The sequence below is a fragment of the Paenibacillus sp. FSL H3-0321 genome (assembly GCF_038002865.1).
Taxonomy (GTDB): domain Bacteria; phylum Bacillota; class Bacilli; order Paenibacillales; family Paenibacillaceae; genus Paenibacillus_AQ.
Genome location: NZ_JBBODH010000001.1, coordinates 7,515,589 through 7,532,280, shown reverse-complemented (window position 1 = coordinate 7,532,280; position 16,692 = coordinate 7,515,589). Strand labels below are relative to the sequence as shown.

Below are 16,692 nucleotides of genomic sequence, written 5' to 3'. Positions count from 1 at the left end.
TGGTCTGCCGCCCAAAAAGTCAATATGTTCCTTTCCGTGTTCCAGCAGCGGCTAATTTGCATTTTGCATAACAAAAACAGCCATTCCGCACGGGTGACATGCGTAAATGGCTGTTTGCCGGAAGGAGGTGAGAATTCTCTCTTTTCCCCTTAGCCTATTCTCGGTTATCCTTCGTCTTCAGACTCCTCAACCTCATATACACAGCGGAACATTTCGATTCCTGCGGCATTTTCACCCAGGCTGTACACCATGAACCCAAGGCTGCGGTAGAAGTCAGCAGCTATTTCGTCTTCAGTTTCTGCCAGCAGGTAACGGGGCTGACGCGCAGTTAGCAGCTCAAGAATCATTCCGCGCGCATACCCTTTGCCCCTGTTTTCTGGCAGTACGGCGATATGGCGGATGTCCAGTGAGCCGTCTTCCGTTTCTTCAAAGCCCACCAGCCCCAGCAGCAGACCTTCCTCTTCCCAGCCGCACAGCTGCAGTGCAGCCTGTGCGCTATATTCGGCTGAAGTGCGCTGCAGTGCATCCGGTTCATCAATAACAGCATAAGCCAGCAGCTCGTCCACCTCGGGAGAACCCACGAGATGCTTCAGATCTATCAGCATTTTTAAACCTCCTAAAAGTTTTGTGAGCATAGCTTCCTGATAATACTTCGTACAAAACTCACTTCGAAAGCATACGCTTAAGTTTTGTGAAACTTTAGTTTAACGATTTACCCCATGCCAAATGAAGAAAAATATAACCTATCCACACACCCAGCAAGTTAAGCAGCAAATCGTCAATATCAAAGCTGCCGACACGCAGCAGCATTTGCATGGATTCCAGCAGCAATATCCATAAAGCCATATGTAAGGTTAACCCAAACATGGAGTTAAGCCGCTGCTTCAGCAGCGGCAGCAGGAGGCCAAAGGGAATGAACACGGCGACGTTTCCCAGCAGATTCACCAGCCGGCCGGAGAAGGGCACCCCATTGTCCAAATCAAAATAGAGTTTTATGGTCCGCAGCGGCTCCAGATTATATTGTAGCGGTCCGTCCGGATGAACGACACGGCCAAAACCGATAAACATCCAGTACACAACGGCTGCACAGTACAGCATTAGCAGCATCCACGCCCATATCCGGCGCGGCTTCGGCTGAAGTTTTCCCCGGACGGAACGGTTTCCGGGCTTCTGCGTCTTACGCGGACTAGAGATTGCTTTCACCTTCCACTATCTCGATGCTGCCGTCCTTCTTGCCGATAATGGCCAGAGCGGCAATTCCAATGAACAAGCCGTGTTCAACAACGCCCGGAATGCCCTGCAGAGACATCGCAAGTTCAGGAGCGGAAGCAATCGCTTCAAACCGGCAGTCCGCAATGTAATTGCCGTTGTCTGTCTTGTACAATTCATCGCCGCTCCGCCGCAGCTCCGGCTTGCAGCCCAGCTTGGCTAGTTCAGCGACTGTCCATTCCCAAGCGAAGGGAACGATCTCAACCGGCAGCGGAAACTTGCCCAGCGTTTCTACCGCTTTGCTCTCATCCGCCACCACAATCATGCGTGTGCTGCCCATGGCCACGATCTTTTCGCGCAGCAAGGCACCGCCGCCGCCTTTGATCAGTTGAAGCCGGCCATCGAGTTCATCCGCTCCGTCAATCGTCAAATCCAGGTGGTCAACATCACCAAATGCAACCAGTGGAATGCCCAGCTCGCGGGCCTGCTCCTCCGAAGCACGTGAGGTAGCTACTGCGGTAATCTTAAGTCCCTGCTGCACTCGTTCACCCAGCTTGCGGATGGCCCAATATGCGGTGGAACCTGTGCCGAGGCCAACCTTCATTCCGTCTTCCACATACTCCACGGCTTTTTCCGCAGCCAGCTGCTTTACATTGATACTCATTTTAATACCTCCATATTATCCGTTATAATAATGAAATAGCTTTACATTATAAAATTATCATCACCAGGAGGATTCCGGATGAGAACCGAAAATCAGATTCAGTCCAAAATCAATGAATTAACACTCCAACGCAGGTCTCTGGAGTCACGTTTGACACCACTGGCCGAGGACAGCCCGCAACGCGAAGCCCTAACCGCCCAGCTTACCCGGCTGGAGGATATGATGCTGATGCTGGAATGGGTGCTGAATGCCCCTGCAGGCAAATACCACGCTTGAACATCAGATTAGAAGAGTTCCTTACCGTAACATAAACTATCCGGATCGCCAATATAAGGTCCGAACAAATCAATCGGCCGATAGCCATGCTTCACGTAGAGTGCAATGGCTTCCGGCTGTTTGATGCCCGTCTCCAGCCGGATTTCCCGGCAGCCGGCACTAATGGCCTTCGCCTCAAGATCCAGCAGCATCTTGTTGGCTATTCCTTGCTTGCGGCTGCCCGGGTCCACATAGAAACGCTTGAGCTCCATCACCGCACTGTCCGGGTCAAGCGGGCGCAGCGCTCCGCAGCCGACCGGCTTCTCTCCTTGATAAGCTACCACGAAAGTCATCTCTTTTACCTTCGGATCGGTGAAATCCACAACGTAAATGGTCTCATGCGGATAGCGGGATTTCAGATCCTCATCCAGACGGTCAATTAACGAACGCAAATCCGTGTTCCCGGGATCAACTACAACAAAATTAACATCAGTTATAGACGTCATTACCGTCTCTCCTCCACTTCAACCATAGCGCAAGTCCAGCTATATATAATTTTTAAGCGTTTCCTCATATAATTCAGCGTTACCCTTCTCAAAGCAAATAAATGAGATCTCTTTCAGCGGCAGCAACCGGGAATCCTGGGCCACCACATACTCAATGACCGTATGAAGCGCAATTTCACAGGCCAACACTTTAGGGAAATTATAAACCCCGGTGCTGATATTCGGAAAGGCTATGCTCCTCGCACCCTTTAAGCACGCCAAGTCGAGGCTGCTGGCATAACATTTGGCCAAAGTATCGGCTTCCCCGGCGCTCCCGCCTTTCCAAATCGGCCCTACTGTATGTATAATGCCCAGCAAAGGCAGCCTGCCTGCACTCGTTAATGCCGCCTCACCAGGCAGACAGCCTCCCTGCTTCTGGCGGATTACCGCACATTCCTCAGCAATTCGTGGTCCGGCAGCCCGGTGGATCGCTCCATCAACACCACCGCCTCCATAAAGGCCGGAATTGGATGCATTCACAATCATATCGCCCTGCCAGGACGTAATATCACCTTCGCGGACAGATACCGCCACATCATTAATGATGATTTGCATGTTCGGCCTCCTCTCTTGCCGTAACCTCCAAGTTCCGAATCAGCTCTTTCTCTCCCCTGCGGTCCGCCTTCTCCGGAAAGGAAGCAAACACGACCCTTGCTCCTTCAATGGAAGCTTTGCGGATGTTGCTTCTCATCCAATTCTCCGCGTCGGTCAGAACCATCTCTCCCGTGCCGGCCGGTACACGGCATAAAGCGGAAGTCGTACCCTTTTCTCCCTTAGCGAGCTGTTCTCCCGGTCCGGAAAGCACAGTGAACTGAAATAACGGAACCGCCTCCGGCCGTTCTTCATGTTCTGCGAACGCTTGATTAACTACGGAGTACATCAGTGAACCGGTAGGTGCGGCAGATTCACTCGCCTCCCGCTCGGAAATCATCCGGCTGCTCTGGTAGGCAAGCAGTCCTGCAGCAAACAACAGAAACAACACGACGCCCCCAACTACAGTAATCATTTCTGTCACCCGCCATTCTTCAGAAAATCAACAATACCGTTTCTATATTATCATGGAGAGAACATGCCCGGGAATGGTCAAAATGGGCTGAGTTTCTTTTTTCACAGGAAATCTTCATGATTAAGGACGCCGGTCCTAACTGAAAGCGATGTATATTCTATAAAGTTATTTTGAAATATTCATATTAACAGTTGAAACTTTCTGTGGCATGATCCATAATGAAGTTGTGCATACTGTTTGTCAATCCATAAGAAATCAAGGGAGGAAATTTACAATGAAGTTTTTCTTGGATACCGGAAATATTGAAGAAATTAAACGTATTACCCGCCTCGGTTTAGTGGATGGCGTGACGACGAATCCGTCACTGATCGCCAAAGAAGGCAGATTGTTCAAAGATGTAATCAAAGAAATCGTTGCTATTGTGCCTGGTCCTGTCAGCGCGGAAGTCATTGGCCTTACAGCAGAAGAAATGCTTAAGGAAGCCTATGAAATTGCTGAGTGGGCACCCAATGTCGTAATCAAGCTGCCTATGACCGAAGATGGTCTGGAAGCCTGCTACGAATTGACCAAAAAGGGCATCAAGACTAACGTTACCCTAGTATTCTCCGCGGCTCAAGGCCTCATGGCTGCCAAAGCCGGCGCAACCTATATCAGCCCGTTTGTCGGACGTCTGGACGATATCGGCGTAGACGGCATGAAATTGATCAAGGATCTGAAGACCATCCTGACCAACTACGGCCTGACTTCGGAAATTATCGCAGCCAGTATCCGCAACATCGCACATGTAGAGCAAGCGGCAATCGCCGGCGCGCACATTGCAACAATCCCGGGCTCCTTGCTGCCTTCTCTTTGGAAACACCCGCTTACAGATAACGGTATCGAACGCTTCCTGAAAGATTGGGAGAAAGTTCCGCAAGTATAATACAGCTGCTGCTATTAACATAAAGCACCTCGTGGAAATCTTATTGGATCATAATGGGTCCGATACATTTCTATGGGGTGTTTTTTGCGTCCGGTTGACTAATTTACTTGTCTTGATTATAGTTGTTATAACAAGTATTTTTAGAAAGGATGATTCTTTTGTCTAATTCCTCTCCGCAGCAATTCCTCGGATTCTTGCTCGGGTCCACCCACCGGAGGATATCCAATGCATTTGCCCGGGCCTTGAAGCCTTACGATATTACCCCCGAACAATGGTCTGTCCTGTTAATGATTGTTGACCGTGAAGGTATTAACCAGAAGGAAGTTGCCGCTGCGGCAGCCAAAGATCAACCCACAACTGCGCGGATCGTAGAGCTGCTTCAGAAGAAAGGTTTTATTACAAAATCAACAAGTCCCAGCGACCGGCGGGCCTTTCTGCTGTATCCCACCCTTGAGGGGCAGACGCTGATCGAAAGCACAATCGCTCTGGAGCAGCAGACGATCCAAGCAGCGGTTGCCGGACTTTCACCGGAAAAGATTGAAGAGCTTCGCGTTATGCTGGAGCAGATCTATCACAACACTGGAAATTCTCACCAAGAATAGGAGCAATGGTATTGAACACAACATCTGATCGTCTCTGGACAAAATCGTTTATTCTGCTGACAATTTGCAACCTGCTGCTGTTTACAGGACTGCAAATGACACTCTCCACTCTCCCTGCCTATGCCGAAGAATCCTTGAACGCCTCTTCTGTGCAGGTTAGCCTGGTCACCAGCTTATTTGCGCTTAGCGCCATCGCTTCACGGCTGTTCTCAGCCAAGGCCATGGAGAAAGGCGGCCGCAACCTGCTGATCTTCCTCGGGCTGGCCGTATCACTTGTAGCCGTCACCGGTTATTACTGGGCCGGAAGCATAACCGTACTGCTGCTTATGCGCATGCTCTTCGGGATCGGCTTCGGGATGGCCAGCACCGCCTTTCCGACAATGGCTTCGGATGTGATCCCGATTCGCCGGATGGGTGAAGGTATGGGCTATTTCGGCTTATCGACAAGCCTGGCGATGTCTGCCGGTCCATTGATCGGTCTAAGCCTGCTGCAGGGTCCCGGGTTCGGCTCATTGCTGCTTGTTACCGCGGCCGCACTGGCGCTAATCTTCCCGCTTGGCTACCGCCTGACAGCAGTGCTTCCGGGTCAGCACAAGGAACCCGCTGCGGTTCCGGCAGCGGATTTCAAAGGCGGGGCATTTCGCAGGCTGTTTATCCCATGCCTGCTGAACTTACTGCTGTCCGTGTCATACGGCGGACTGCTGGGCTTTCTCGCTCTTTACGGCAAAGAAGCCCATTTGGAACATATCGCCTATTTCTTTCTGTTTAACGCTGTTGCCATTGTTATCATTCGTCCATTGTCAGGCAAAATTTATGACCGTTTCGGTCCAGCTGCCCTGCTAATTCCCGGCAGCCTGTTCATCATCGGCGGATTGCTGCTGCTCTCCTTCGCCTCATCGACAGCCGCCCTGTTCCCCGCTGCTTTATGCTACGGGATCGGGTTCGGATCCATGCAGCCTGCCCTGCAAACCTGGATGATTCAGTCCGTTGATACACGCCAGCGGGGAATGGCCAACGGCATGTTCTTCAACTCACTGGATCTTGGTGTAGCAATCGGCACGATGCTCCTCGGATCTGTTGCGTTGTATAACACGTATGCGGTCATGTACCGCTATTCTGCAATGGCTCCCGCACTTCTGCTGATGGTTTATATTGCATATCTCTCCATCAGACGGAGAAGCAACCGGACCGCCGTCACCTCTGCTTAATTTCTAGTCGGCCGTCAGCAAAATAACAGTAGTATAACTACCGGGCGCGCTGCGGCCAGATCTGTGGTATCCGTTCGGACAATCTTTTTGTACCCGATTGGCCCTTTTCCCCTTTTTCTCCTTTGTTGGGCGTCACGGCGAACAATGTCAACAGTCCGCCGACTGCCCCCACTCCGGCCATCGTACCAAACAGCACCCAATGCCCCCGTGTCATCAGCAGCGACACCACCGGCGGTCCCAGCGACACGCCGATGAATCGCATGCTGCTGTAAAGGGAGGTGATGGTGCCCCGCTTTTCCTGCTCAATCCCTTCAGTAATCAGCGCATCGAGACATGGCAACGCTGCGCCGATTCCAATCCCGCCCAGACTAAGGAACCCGATAATCATATAAATGCTTTTGCTGAATCCGGCAATAACCATCGCCGCTGTCAACAATACCATCCCGCTGAAGCCCAGCCATTTCATCATTGACTTGTTCCGCCCGATGATCTTGCCGCCGCCAAAGGAGGATAGACACAGCAGCGCCAGCGGAATAGCCAATACAAAACCTTTCATGGCACCATGAAGGTTGTATTTCGCCTCAAGTGTCTCCGATAAATAAAAGAGCACACCAAAGGTTACGAACATGCAAATGCCGCCAATGGCAAAGATGGCATACAGCCAACGCCCATGCTGGCGTAAAATATCCGCAATGCCCGATAAAAACTGCCGGACGGAGGTCTTCTCAGCCTCTTCCTGCTCTTCTGGCTTACGGACCAGAAATAAAACAAGCAGAAACGAGACCACACACAGTACAGGAATGGCAATAAAAGGCGCATACCAGAGCAGCAACCCTAAATAAGCACCGAGAATCGGGCTAAGCACCTTGCCGAAAGTATTTGAGGTCTCGATAAGTCCTAGGCTTTTGCTGACCACCTTTTCATCCTTGAACAAATCGCCAACAAAAGGAAGCACAATTGGAAAGGCTCCGGCTGCTCCAATGCCCTGCAGCACACGCCCGCCAAGAATGATCCAGTAAGCGGTCATCCCTTTTGTGAACCAGGCAGCAGCGACACAAACTGCTCCTCCGGCCGCAGCAATGAGCAGACTCGGCAGAATAACCTTTTTCCGCCCGTAACGATCAGACAGATAACCCGCCACCGGAATCATCAGAATGGCCATCAGGCCGTATAGTGTGATCAGCATACTAACCTGAAAAGAGCTAATCTTCAGCTCCCGGGAGATTTGCGGCAGAATCGGCAGCAGCATGGAGTTGCCTAGCGTCATAATAAGCGGAATGGAAGCCAGAGCTGCCAGATCCCATTTTCTGTCCTTCATGGATTGACCACCTTTGTTATCGTTCACAGTCTCCTTTATTGTGGTTTATTAGCAGACCCGGTATGCATCCCAGCAAGTGGAAACGGCTTCGCCGTCCTCAAAAGGACAGTATCCGTTTCAGCGAGAAATAGAAGGATAATTTATAGCGTGAAGCATATAAATTCTATATTTTAAAAAGCCGTTCCCGCATCAGGTGCGAGAACGGCCAATATGATGTTATTCAGCTCACAGCGAACCGGCGGTTACAGACTCACGTACGGCGGCCGGAAGGAAATGATTGGGTGCCCCCAGGCTATAGATATGCAGCAAATGCATCGCCCGGGTACAAGCAGTATAAAACAGCTTACGCTCGCTCTCTCTGCCATACCTCTCCGCTGAGCCGTCATAAATAATGACTGCATCAAATTCCACGCCCTTGGCTAAGTATGCGGGCAGCACCAGAGTCCCTTTTTGAAAATTAGGCGTCTCCTTTGTCACGTGTCTTACCGGCAGCCTGTTTTGCAGCCCGGCATGTACACGTGCGCTCTCCTCCGCCGTTTTGCAGATGACTGCCACATAGTGATAGCCCTCCGCATGGAGATTAAGAATATCCTGCTCGACCGAGGCAAGCAGCTGCGGCTCACTTTCGACAACGGTAAGCTGTGGCGTTTCCCCGCTGCGGTTGAAAGGAACGATCCGCTCTCCCCCTGGAATCATCGCCCGTGTGAACTCAACAATTTCATAAGTCGAACGATAGCTGCGGGTTAGAGAAATCACCTCGGTATTCTCCTCGCCGTAAATACTCACCAGTCCTGCCAGGTCGCCAAGCACCTCGCCCTGGGCATAAATCGCCTGATTCAGGTCCCCAAGCACCGTCATCTTGGCCCGCGGAAACAGGCGGCGCATAAATTCCAGCTGGAACGGAGAATAGTCCTGCACTTCATCCACAATGACATGACGAATTAGCGTATTGGTCCGGAAGCCCTGGCTCAGCTCCTTTAAATATAGAAACGGCGTTGCGTCCTCATATGCCAGCTCGTTGGCCCCTATAGATTGCAGCGTTTGTCTGCAAATCTCATCCCAAACCTCCGGCAAAGTATTGCTGTTGTTGAGGGTTTCCATTAGCTCCCGGTCAGTAAACAACCGGCTGTACAGCCCTTTAACATCGACAAACCGCCCCCGTTTGGTCCATCCGCGCAGCGGCTTCAGCCGCTGGCTGACGATATACCGGGCGAGCAGGCTTTTTTCAGTATCGAAATCATCAAAGCTCTCGTTATGGCCGCCACCCTTGCGCCGCATCATCTGGTAAGCACGTTGATATTCACTGGAATCCAGCAGCTCAATCTGGTCTTCGACCCATTGGGCACTCCGCTCCTCCATGCTGAACGCAGCAATCTTCTTGAGCAGCCAGCCTGTCATCAGATCAATCCGGTTCGCCAGCTTGATATTGGAATCGTAGCTGTAGAACTGCTGCTCCATCTCATCTTTTCCAACGATCGCCCTGCCCTGGAACATCAACGGCTTGAATTGCATGCTTTCATGCTCCAGCAGATTCACATAACGGCGGATGGCATCCAGAAAAGCCACTGATGATTTATACCCGATCCCTTCTCTGCGCACTGAGGCTTCCGGTCCGTCAGGTGTATTCAGCAAACTTTCCGTCTGGCTGAAGACATCCTCCAGTTGAAATTCGTGGCCCAGCCGGTGCTCCAGATACATCTGGAACGTTGTCTGCTGCATATTCTCTTCACCAAGCTCCGGAAGAACCGTGGAGACATAACTGTTGAACAGCGGATTTGGTGAGAACAGCAGCATTTGATCGGCTTGCAGCACCTCACGGTATTTATAGAGCAGATAGGCGACCCGCTGCAGGGCTGCTGAGGTTTTACCGCTTCCGGCAGCACCCTGGACAACCAGCATCCGGCTTTTATCGTTGCGGATTACCGCATTCTGTTCCTTCTGAATCGTCGCTACAATGCTCTTCATCCGGTCGTCCGCGCTGTGGCTTAGCACCTGTTGAAGCAATTCATCCCCGATGGTTACTCCGGTATCAAACATCACTTCGATGACCCCGTCATCAATTACGAACTGCCGTTTCAGTTCCATCGTACCGCTCACGAGTCCTCCAGGTGTATCATAGGCCGCCGGACCTGGCGCTCCGTCATAATACAGACTTGAGATTGGGGCCCGCCAATCATAAATCAGGAAGCTGCCGTTATCCTCCATCAGGGAACCAATTCCGAGATAGATCTTCTCTACCTCTCCATCCGGAGTCTCAGAGAAATCAATTCGTCCAAAATAGGGAGACACCACAAGCTTTTTATATTTTTTGAGCGCTTTGCTTGACTGCAGATGATGGCGCTCGCGTTCATTTAATATTTGCGCCTGCTGCCGCAGACTGGTTGAAGTCTCGCCCAGATCATCCGGGCTGCTGAAGTTAACCGTGACCTCTTCCCAGAAATCTTTGCGCATATCCACAACATCGCTGCGGTGCAGACCCAGCTCTTCAGACAACTGCCGGATATGGCTCTTAAGCAGCTTCGTTATACCCGTTACCCGCTCCTGCTCCTCTTTCCACTCACTATCATGTTTCTCCACTGCATTTCATCCCCTTTGGAAGGTTGACATTTATTTTTACCCATGGTATAATTATTTTGAATAATTATGCATTTTTTACAATATTCATTCAATATCCTATTATTTTAGCAATTCCACCCGACTTTATCAAGTCTTTGAGTCCATTATTATAATACTTTATGATGTCATAGCCTATTATGTATATGATCCGGTCCTTTGGGACCGGATTTTTTGTTTATATAGAGTAAGTATATCAGGTAGAAGCCTGCTATTCTTTTTCATCGGCAGATGCACGGTTGATCTGATCCGCCACTTTATCGAGGCGCTCCAGTTGGTACCCGTAATCATAGATAGCTGCTGCAACAACAGATAACCGCAACTGCCCTGATTTCTCAGCGTCATAGCCCTCAATTGCCTGCTGCAGAAATCTGTCATTGTCCTCTCCAAGCGGCTCCGAGTCACTTGAACCCGGCTTCAGCTTGTCCTCGAATTTGAGCAGAATGTACTCATGGTATTTAATCAGCTGCTCCAGATGCCTGTCGAACAGCTCATCGGTCCGCTCCGTCCGTTCTGCCTGGAAATAGTGCCGGTCTACAGCCTCCAGCACCTCATACCCCTTCTGCAGGGAGGATAACAGATTTTTGTACATCACCATTTGCCGGGTTTGGCTATATTTGGCTCTTCGCAGCTGCTTCTGCTCTTCTTCAAACAGTCCATACTTATCTGCCAGCGCTTTAATCGAGCCCTCCAGCGCATGTTTCTCGTCGCGGAAGACACTCTCTTTCATCTCATGCGATACTGCAGTCCGCAGCAGCAGCGACAGGCTGGTGAACACGCTCTCGATCTGCTGGATGTACTGCTTACGCGGCTTTGGCGGAAAGACCGTAATATTGATTAAAAATGCCGATATAATTCCTGTGAGCGTAAGCAGAAAGCGGGTCAATGCAAATTCCCACTGCCCCGAAGCTTCCATTACGGAAATTACTGTAACGAGTGTCAGTCCGATCGTATCGGCACGGTTCATTTTCATGCTGATCATAATTACGAGGATACATACCAGCCCAACCGCGATGGGCTCATTGGACAACACCATTCCCCCCAGCAGCGCGATAACTGCCCCCATTGTGCTGGTCTGTATCTGGTCCAGGAAGTAGCGCCATGAACGGTAGATGGAGGGCTGCATGGCAAAGATTGCTGCAATCGCCGCACCTACTGGAGAAGTAAATTGCAACAGTGCAGATAGATAAAGTGCGAGTGTGACAGCCATTCCTGTCTTGAGTATGCGGGCGCCGAAGGCCAAAATCATCCCTCCTTACTATTTTATTAACATCTTTTATGTATATCCTGCAGAACTTCAGTCAATTTCTAATAGGGTACAACCACTATTACCCATGGAGAAGGCCGGCGAATTTTTAGTATGGCTTAAGCTGGCTTTCAGAATTCTTTCAGCTTCCAGGGAATACTGTGTACTGCAGTACCCATAACGATCACAAGAGGTGAATCATGAGCAACAACATTAAAAGAATAACAGCCTTTGCTGCAGCCGTGATGCTCAGTCTGGCTCCAGCCGCTGCATTTGCAGACAACGCTGCCGGAAGCACACCTTCACCTGCACCAGACAGCATCCATGCGGGAAAAGAACATTCCTCCCATCCACATCATGTGCGGGGCTTTAAAGCCGGAGGTTACTTTATTCTGAATGAATCGGCCAAGCTGCTTGAGATCGACCGTACAGAATTGATCCGCAGTTTGAAAAGCGGTAAAACCCTCTACACACTGGCTAAGGAAAAAAAGGGCTGGACCGAGGAGCAATATATTCAAAAACTGAGCGAGGCCGCCAGCTTGAAGCTGGATGAGTCCATCAAAGACGGGCAGTTGACATCCGACGAAGTCCAGAAGCTAAAAGCCGGACTGCCTGCTTTGCTGAAGCTGAGCATTGCCAATGCGTCGAGTGCACATCAAGCCAAACCCTAATCGTTCAAGAAAAGAAAACCACCAAACATCAAGCGGATACAACGCAGGTCTACCTGCGGGTATCCGCTTGATTAATTGTTCCGGCAGATTTGCGCTTTCGTGAATTCCGGTAGGCTTCAAATAATGCGATAGACAGCATCAGCCACGCACCGCTTGCAGTATACCCTCCGATCACATCACTCGGATAATGCACACCCAGATAAATCCGGCTCCACCCGATGCCGCCTGTCATCAGAACCGTAAAACAAATCAGTAAAAACCGTTCACGGTGCCGCCGCAAATGCCGCCAGAGCAAATAGGCGATTACACCATACAAGGAAAAGGCGGCCATGGAGTGACCGCTGGGAAAACTGTATCCCGCCTGCTCAATCAACCGGTGAATATTGGGGCGTTCCCGGTGAAACCACAGTTTCATCATTGTATTCAGCAGCTGCGAACCTAATGCAACCCATAGGAACAAAATCAGCTCCAACCGGTGCTTCAGCAGAAAGAATAGCAACGCCATCGTCAACAGCGAGATGCCGATCGCCAGACTGGAGGAACCCACCAGTGACAATCCTTTAGCCAGCGAAGTAAGTGCAGGAGATTCTGCAGATTGGACAATATGAATAATATAGGTATCAAAGGAAGCCGTCTTGTTCAGGAATACAAGTGTCGCAATCACACTGAATCCTAACAAAAACCATAAAAACCGGCGAAAACCTCTGGACCAGTACTGATAATAAAGCATAACTACCTCCTTGTCTAATTCCGCGCCGTCCACCACATTTCCAGGAAGAGTCTTTCCCGTGTTATAATTGGCCTGGAAGTCAATTCATAAAAAAGATGGAGTGCTGCCAAAGTGGAAAGTCTAAAATTACAGGAACGTTTGTTGAACCAATGTATTTCAACAAAGGTGCCCGTGACGATTTTTACAACCAACGGAGTTAAAATGCAGGGAATTGTGACCTCATACGACGCTTACACGATCACCTTGCACGGACAGGGTGACGGCAGGCAAAATGTGCTCTTTAAATCGGCAGTTTCCACGGTTGTGCCGCTTAAGCCCGTCTCACTTAAATAACAAGCCATTTTACATCACCACTAACCACCATAACGTTACAGCCTTAATTCAAAAGGAACACCGGAGCAATTCCCCGGTGTTCCTTTTGTCGGATTTAACCCGAATGAAGTCCACTTAACCGCTCTGTCTTGTGATAACTTACGAGATGAAGAATACAGCAGGCTTAACACATACCGGCTTTGACACCTCTGCTGTATTCCCTGTGAAGCTAAGGCGCCCGCTGGCAGGATCGAGGGAAAATACCACCAGATTGTTCCCGTCACGATTGGCAACAATCAGAAATGCTCCGTCAGGGGTCACTGTAAAGTGGCGCGGATGGCCGCCGCGTGTAGACACATGCTCTACCCAAGTAAGCGCAGCCGATTCGGCATCCACAGCATAGACCACAATACTGTCATGCCCGCGGTTGGAGCCGTAAAGGTAACGGCCGTCCGGTGACAAAGATATTTCAGCGCAAGTGTTCTCCCCCTCATAATCCGCTGGCAGAGTCGGCACAGTTACAGCCGTATGCAAGGTTCCGGCACTGCTGTCATATGTAAACGAAGTAATCGTGGAATCCACTTCATTAATAACATAAGCAGATTTGCCGTCCGGATGGAAGGTAAAATGCCTTGGACCTGCTCCATTGTGCAGCGGGGTTTCGTCATGAACCTCGAGCGTCTGCCGCTCCCGGTTGATCCGGTAGGAACGAATCAGATCGAGCCCCAGATCCGACACAAACAGGAAACGCCCGTCAGGACTGAATACGGACGAATGCGGATGCGGCCGGTCCTGGCGTTCCGGATGCGTTCCATGTCCAGTATGCTGAGCAGTATCCGTAAGTGCCAGCGGCAGCCCTTGCTTATCGAGCGCCACAAGACCGATACTTCCACCATGGTAACTGCATACAACGATATATTCGTTCTCCAGATCTCTGGAGATATGACAGGTTGTGGTTTGGGTTTTGCCTGCAGCAGGCATCGTTGGAATCCGCTTCCGTTCGGTCAGCTTGCCTGTCTGTGAATCAATGGCGAAGGAGACAACCTCGCCTTCCTTGCCGCCTTCACGATTCCCCTGTTCACCAATGGCATATAGCCGTTGTCCCGAAGCATCAACATTAACAAAGGTGGGATTCGTGATACCTTGCACCGTATCCAGCAGTTCCAGTGTGCCCCCTGCCTCCCCGTTGAACTCAAACACCTGAACTCCGCTCTCTTCCGCACTTGCGTAGGAGCCAGTAAACAATAACAGTTTAGTATTCTCATTCATCTCGGTATTCCTCCTCCATGGTTTCATAACTATAGTATCATCCAAACCGCCCGCAGTTTTAACGGCAGTCATCTTTATAATTTACAATTTTTCAGCGTCTATGACAAATGCAACGTAAAAAATGACAAAAAACATTTCAAAAATAAGCCTTCTCAAATCAGATTGGATATGATATAATGAAAGCGCTAACATCAATGTAAATTTTTATAAAGGGGGAACACGAATGAGCAGCCTGCTGGAAGCCAGAAACGTATATGAGGACTTCGAGGTGGAGACGGACATTCTGTTCTTTAAAGTCGGAGATCACGACTTGGTCATTTTTCACGGCAGAAACTACAACATTAAAAAGAGAATGACTGCCGAGCAATTGAATCGTTTATTATCCAATGCCAGCTATTATCATGTGTACGGAGGCTGCTACGTTAATCTGAACAAGATCAGCGCGATTGAGGACGACTGTATCTACTTCGGTGAAATGGGCCTGTACGCCAAAAATGTCCGTGTTCCCAGACGGAAACAGGAAAGTATTCGCCATCTGCTCAGAGGCCTCAGCTCCTAAGCGGATGTACTCAGAGATATACGAATACATTCTTATATCTTCTACATAAACCGGAAGCGCGTGGTGCAACCATGCAACTCCGGTTTTTCCTTTAAAATATAAGAATTTATATGCTTCACGCTATAAATTATCCTTTTATTTCTCGCTGAAACGGATACCGTCCTTTTGAGGACGGCGAAGCCGTTTCCGCTTGTCTTAATGGAATCTTAAAAAGTAAATAGACTTTTTTATACTTTCTTAAGGTTTGGAATCCTGATTTCTGGTAAAGTTGTAGAAAGACAGGCAACACCTATATTGAAGGGAGTCATTAATTATAATGGACAAAAGAGATTTGGGCGAAAACGAACACCAGAACAACAATGGAACACCGGAGGAAAGCAACACTTCCGTAAACAACAATGAAGGGTTAGTCCAAGAAGCAGCATCTACTCCAGCAACCGGTGATGTCAACGATTCCGAAACACCAGTGTTTAAAACTGCCGAATCCGTTGAGACACCTGCTGTTAGAGAAGCTGAAAGAAATGTTCCAGTAATGAACAAAGTGGGCGCTGGAGCTCCTCCACCGTCATCTTCCCCTAAGGCTGGAAAAGGCTGGATGATCGCTTCTATTGTACTCGCAGCTGCGCTTATCATTGTACTAATTAAACCGCCTTTCCAAAAAGACGACAGCAAGACGGCTGTTGCAACCGTTAATGGAACCGACATTACGAAAGCACAGCTTTACGATAAACTCATTGAAGCCGGCGGTGAAGCTACACTGAAGAACCTGATCACAACTACCCTTGTGGATCAGGAAGCAAAGAATGCCAACGTCACCGTTACCGATGAGGACCTCAATGCGGAGATTGAAGATCTTAAGACTCAGCTCGGCGGTGAAGAGGCCCTGACCGCTGCATTGTCACAAAGTAATATGACCCTTGATGATCTGAAGAAGCAAATGCCGATGCAAGTGAAAATCCGCAAGCTGATTGAACCGAAAGTAACCGTTACGGAAAAAGATATTTCCGCTTATTATGATGAGAACAAAGCTTCCTTTAACCAGGAAGAAGAAGTCCGGGCTTCCCATATTCTTGTAGCCACCCAAGCGGAAGCTGACTCCATCGTCAAGCAGCTTAAAGAAGGAGCGGATTTTGCCAAGCTGGCTAAAGAGAAGTCTACGGATACTGCTTCTAAAGAGAACGGCGGCGATCTTAACTTCTTCAAACGCGGTGATATGGTTGCTGAATTCTCCGATGCAGCCTTTAAGCTTAAAGTCGGTGAAACCAGCGGTGCAGTAAAGAGTGATTTCGGCTACCACATTATCAAGGTAACCGACCGCAAGGAAGCAAAAGAGTATACGCTGGAAGAAAAGAAAGCAGAAATCGAAAAGACCCTTAAAGCACAAAAGGTATCCGAAATGTCAAACACTTGGCTTTCGGAGCTGAATAGCAAAGCAAAAATCACCAACACGCTCACTGATGCCAAAGAATCTGCACCTCCAGAAACGAGCGCAGAACCTTCAGCAACTGAAGCACCCCCTGCCAAATAAGGCAGTTCGCAATATTTAACAGGACAAGCTTTCCC

The 16,692-nt window shown here is 49.6% G+C and carries 19 protein-coding genes; 8 read left to right on the top strand and 11 right to left on the bottom strand.

What is annotated here, in order from left to right; genetic code table 11:
• Positions 1 to 164: 164 nt before the first annotated feature.
• The 3 genes from MHI45_RS33305 to rpiA all read right to left on the bottom strand — a co-directional run bounded on the left by MHI45_RS33305 (position 165) and on the right by rpiA (position 1,867).
• Positions 165 to 605 (bottom strand): GNAT family N-acetyltransferase, encoded by a 441-nt coding sequence (locus tag MHI45_RS33305; RefSeq protein ID WP_076111347.1) that lies wholly within the window; start codon positions 603 to 605, stop codon positions 165 to 167.
• A 94-nt stretch (positions 606 to 699) separates the two neighbouring features.
• Complete coding sequence (locus MHI45_RS33300) at positions 700 to 1,203, bottom strand: VanZ family protein (protein WP_341118634.1); 504 nt, start codon at positions 1,201 to 1,203, stop codon at positions 700 to 702.
• Positions 1,187 to 1,867: a ribose-5-phosphate isomerase RpiA gene (gene rpiA / locus MHI45_RS33295; RefSeq protein WP_341119139.1), complete on the bottom strand. Its 681-nt coding sequence runs from the start codon at positions 1,865 to 1,867 to the stop codon at positions 1,187 to 1,189. Before rpiA ends, MHI45_RS33300 begins: the two co-directional genes overlap by 17 nt.
• Before the next feature lie 84 nt (positions 1,868 to 1,951).
• Between rpiA and MHI45_RS33290 the strand changes: the two genes are divergently transcribed.
• Positions 1,952 to 2,149 (top strand): hypothetical protein, encoded by a 198-nt coding sequence (locus tag MHI45_RS33290; protein ID WP_076111344.1) that lies wholly within the window; start codon positions 1,952 to 1,954, stop codon positions 2,147 to 2,149.
• A gap of 8 nt (positions 2,150 to 2,157) precedes the next feature.
• Here the strand turns inward: MHI45_RS33290 and MHI45_RS33285 are convergent, their stop codons facing one another.
• The 3 genes from MHI45_RS33285 to MHI45_RS33275 are packed head-to-tail and all read right to left on the bottom strand — an operon-like array spanning position 2,158 to position 3,679.
• Entirely contained in the window at positions 2,158 to 2,634 is a 477-nt protein-coding gene (locus MHI45_RS33285; protein ID WP_340898754.1) for a GNAT family N-acetyltransferase, read from the bottom strand.
• Positions 2,635 to 2,673: 39 nt separating this feature from the next.
• Positions 2,674 to 3,207, bottom strand: coding sequence for a macro domain-containing protein (locus MHI45_RS33280; protein WP_256718138.1), 534 nt, complete (start codon positions 3,205 to 3,207; stop codon positions 2,674 to 2,676).
• A gap of 4 nt (positions 3,208 to 3,211) precedes the next feature.
• Positions 3,212 to 3,679 (bottom strand): hypothetical protein, encoded by a 468-nt coding sequence (locus tag MHI45_RS33275; protein WP_144024344.1) that lies wholly within the window; start codon positions 3,677 to 3,679, stop codon positions 3,212 to 3,214.
• A 274-nt stretch (positions 3,680 to 3,953) separates the two neighbouring features.
• Between MHI45_RS33275 and fsa the strand changes: the two genes are divergently transcribed.
• The 3 genes from fsa (at position 3,954) to MHI45_RS33260 (ending at position 6,411) form a co-directional block, all read left to right on the top strand.
• Positions 3,954 to 4,601, top strand: a complete 648-nt coding sequence (gene fsa / locus MHI45_RS33270; RefSeq protein ID WP_038590710.1) for a fructose-6-phosphate aldolase — start codon at positions 3,954 to 3,956, stop codon at positions 4,599 to 4,601.
• A gap of 158 nt (positions 4,602 to 4,759) precedes the next feature.
• The gene (locus MHI45_RS33265) at positions 4,760 to 5,203 is read left to right on the top strand and encodes a MarR family winged helix-turn-helix transcriptional regulator (RefSeq protein WP_256718135.1); all 444 of its coding nucleotides are present in this window, start codon (positions 4,760 to 4,762) and stop codon (positions 5,201 to 5,203) included.
• Between the two features lie 11 nt (positions 5,204 to 5,214).
• A complete protein-coding gene (locus MHI45_RS33260) occupies positions 5,215 to 6,411 on the top strand; it encodes an MFS transporter (RefSeq protein ID WP_256718134.1) in 1,197 nt (398 codons plus the stop codon).
• A gap of 37 nt (positions 6,412 to 6,448) precedes the next feature.
• On the opposite strand, the gene MHI45_RS33255 is transcribed toward MHI45_RS33260, so the two are convergent.
• The 3 genes from MHI45_RS33255 to MHI45_RS33245 all read right to left on the bottom strand — a co-directional run bounded on the left by MHI45_RS33255 (position 6,449) and on the right by MHI45_RS33245 (position 11,585).
• Positions 6,449 to 7,729, bottom strand: coding sequence for an MFS transporter (locus tag MHI45_RS33255; RefSeq protein WP_341118630.1), 1,281 nt, complete (start codon positions 7,727 to 7,729; stop codon positions 6,449 to 6,451).
• Between the two features lie 225 nt (positions 7,730 to 7,954).
• Positions 7,955 to 10,306 (bottom strand): RNA polymerase recycling motor HelD, encoded by a 2,352-nt coding sequence (helD, locus tag MHI45_RS33250; RefSeq protein ID WP_341118629.1) that lies wholly within the window; start codon positions 10,304 to 10,306, stop codon positions 7,955 to 7,957.
• Positions 10,307 to 10,553: 247 nt separating this feature from the next.
• On the bottom strand, positions 10,554 to 11,585 hold the full coding sequence (locus MHI45_RS33245; protein WP_340898762.1) for an FUSC family protein: 1,032 nt from the start codon (positions 11,583 to 11,585) through the stop codon (positions 10,554 to 10,556).
• Positions 11,586 to 11,788: 203 nt separating this feature from the next.
• Between MHI45_RS33245 and MHI45_RS33240 the strand changes: the two genes are divergently transcribed.
• Positions 11,789 to 12,259 (top strand): hypothetical protein, encoded by a 471-nt coding sequence (locus tag MHI45_RS33240; RefSeq protein WP_076111336.1) that lies wholly within the window; start codon positions 11,789 to 11,791, stop codon positions 12,257 to 12,259.
• 49 nt (positions 12,260 to 12,308) lie between these two features.
• Here MHI45_RS33240 and MHI45_RS33235 read toward each other — a convergent pair whose 3' ends face one another.
• Complete coding sequence (locus tag MHI45_RS33235; protein ID WP_340898763.1) at positions 12,309 to 12,989, bottom strand: phosphatase PAP2 family protein; 681 nt, start codon at positions 12,987 to 12,989, stop codon at positions 12,309 to 12,311.
• Between the two features lie 111 nt (positions 12,990 to 13,100).
• On the opposite strand from MHI45_RS33235, the gene hfq reads away from it, so the two are divergent.
• Positions 13,101 to 13,322, top strand: coding sequence for an RNA chaperone Hfq (hfq, locus tag MHI45_RS33230; protein WP_038590687.1), 222 nt, complete (start codon positions 13,101 to 13,103; stop codon positions 13,320 to 13,322).
• Between the two features lie 138 nt (positions 13,323 to 13,460).
• Here hfq and MHI45_RS33225 read toward each other — a convergent pair whose 3' ends face one another.
• Entirely contained in the window at positions 13,461 to 14,570 is a 1,110-nt protein-coding gene (locus MHI45_RS33225; RefSeq protein WP_340898764.1) for a lactonase family protein, read from the bottom strand.
• Between the two features lie 223 nt (positions 14,571 to 14,793).
• Here MHI45_RS33225 and MHI45_RS33220 point away from each other — a divergent pair, with 223 nt between their 5' ends.
• Both MHI45_RS33220 and MHI45_RS33215 read left to right on the top strand, forming a co-directional pair.
• Positions 14,794 to 15,129 (top strand): hypothetical protein, encoded by a 336-nt coding sequence (locus tag MHI45_RS33220; RefSeq protein WP_038590681.1) that lies wholly within the window; start codon positions 14,794 to 14,796, stop codon positions 15,127 to 15,129.
• 316 nt (positions 15,130 to 15,445) lie between these two features.
• A complete protein-coding gene (locus tag MHI45_RS33215) occupies positions 15,446 to 16,657 on the top strand; it encodes a peptidylprolyl isomerase (protein ID WP_076111333.1) in 1,212 nt (403 codons plus the stop codon).
• Positions 16,658 to 16,692: the final 35 nt, after the last annotated feature.

What these genes read in the sequence shown, in the direction of transcription:
- MHI45_RS33305 (WP_076111347.1), bottom strand. Translation starts at nt 605, where the DNA reads ATGCTGATAGATCTGAAGCATCTCGTGGGTTCTCCCGAGGTGGACGAG.
- MHI45_RS33290 (WP_076111344.1), top strand. Translation starts at nt 1,952, where the DNA reads ATGAGAACCGAAAATCAGATTCAGTCCAAAATCAATGAATTAACACTC.
- MHI45_RS33285 (WP_340898754.1), bottom strand. Translation starts at nt 2,634, where the DNA reads ATGACGTCTATAACTGATGTTAATTTTGTTGTAGTTGATCCCGGGAAC.
- MHI45_RS33275 (WP_144024344.1), bottom strand. Translation starts at nt 3,679, where the DNA reads ATGATTACTGTAGTTGGGGGCGTCGTGTTGTTTCTGTTGTTTGCTGCA.
- fsa (WP_038590710.1), top strand. Translation starts at nt 3,954, where the DNA reads ATGAAGTTTTTCTTGGATACCGGAAATATTGAAGAAATTAAACGTATT.
- MHI45_RS33255 (WP_341118630.1), bottom strand. Translation starts at nt 7,729, where the DNA reads ATGAAGGACAGAAAATGGGATCTGGCAGCTCTGGCTTCCATTCCGCTT.
- MHI45_RS33240 (WP_076111336.1), top strand. Translation starts at nt 11,789, where the DNA reads ATGAGCAACAACATTAAAAGAATAACAGCCTTTGCTGCAGCCGTGATG.
- MHI45_RS33235 (WP_340898763.1), bottom strand. Translation starts at nt 12,989, where the DNA reads ATGCTTTATTATCAGTACTGGTCCAGAGGTTTTCGCCGGTTTTTATGG.
- MHI45_RS33225 (WP_340898764.1), bottom strand. Translation starts at nt 14,570, where the DNA reads ATGAATGAGAATACTAAACTGTTATTGTTTACTGGCTCCTACGCAAGT.
- MHI45_RS33220 (WP_038590681.1), top strand. Translation starts at nt 14,794, where the DNA reads ATGAGCAGCCTGCTGGAAGCCAGAAACGTATATGAGGACTTCGAGGTG.
- MHI45_RS33215 (WP_076111333.1), top strand. Translation starts at nt 15,446, where the DNA reads ATGGACAAAAGAGATTTGGGCGAAAACGAACACCAGAACAACAATGGA.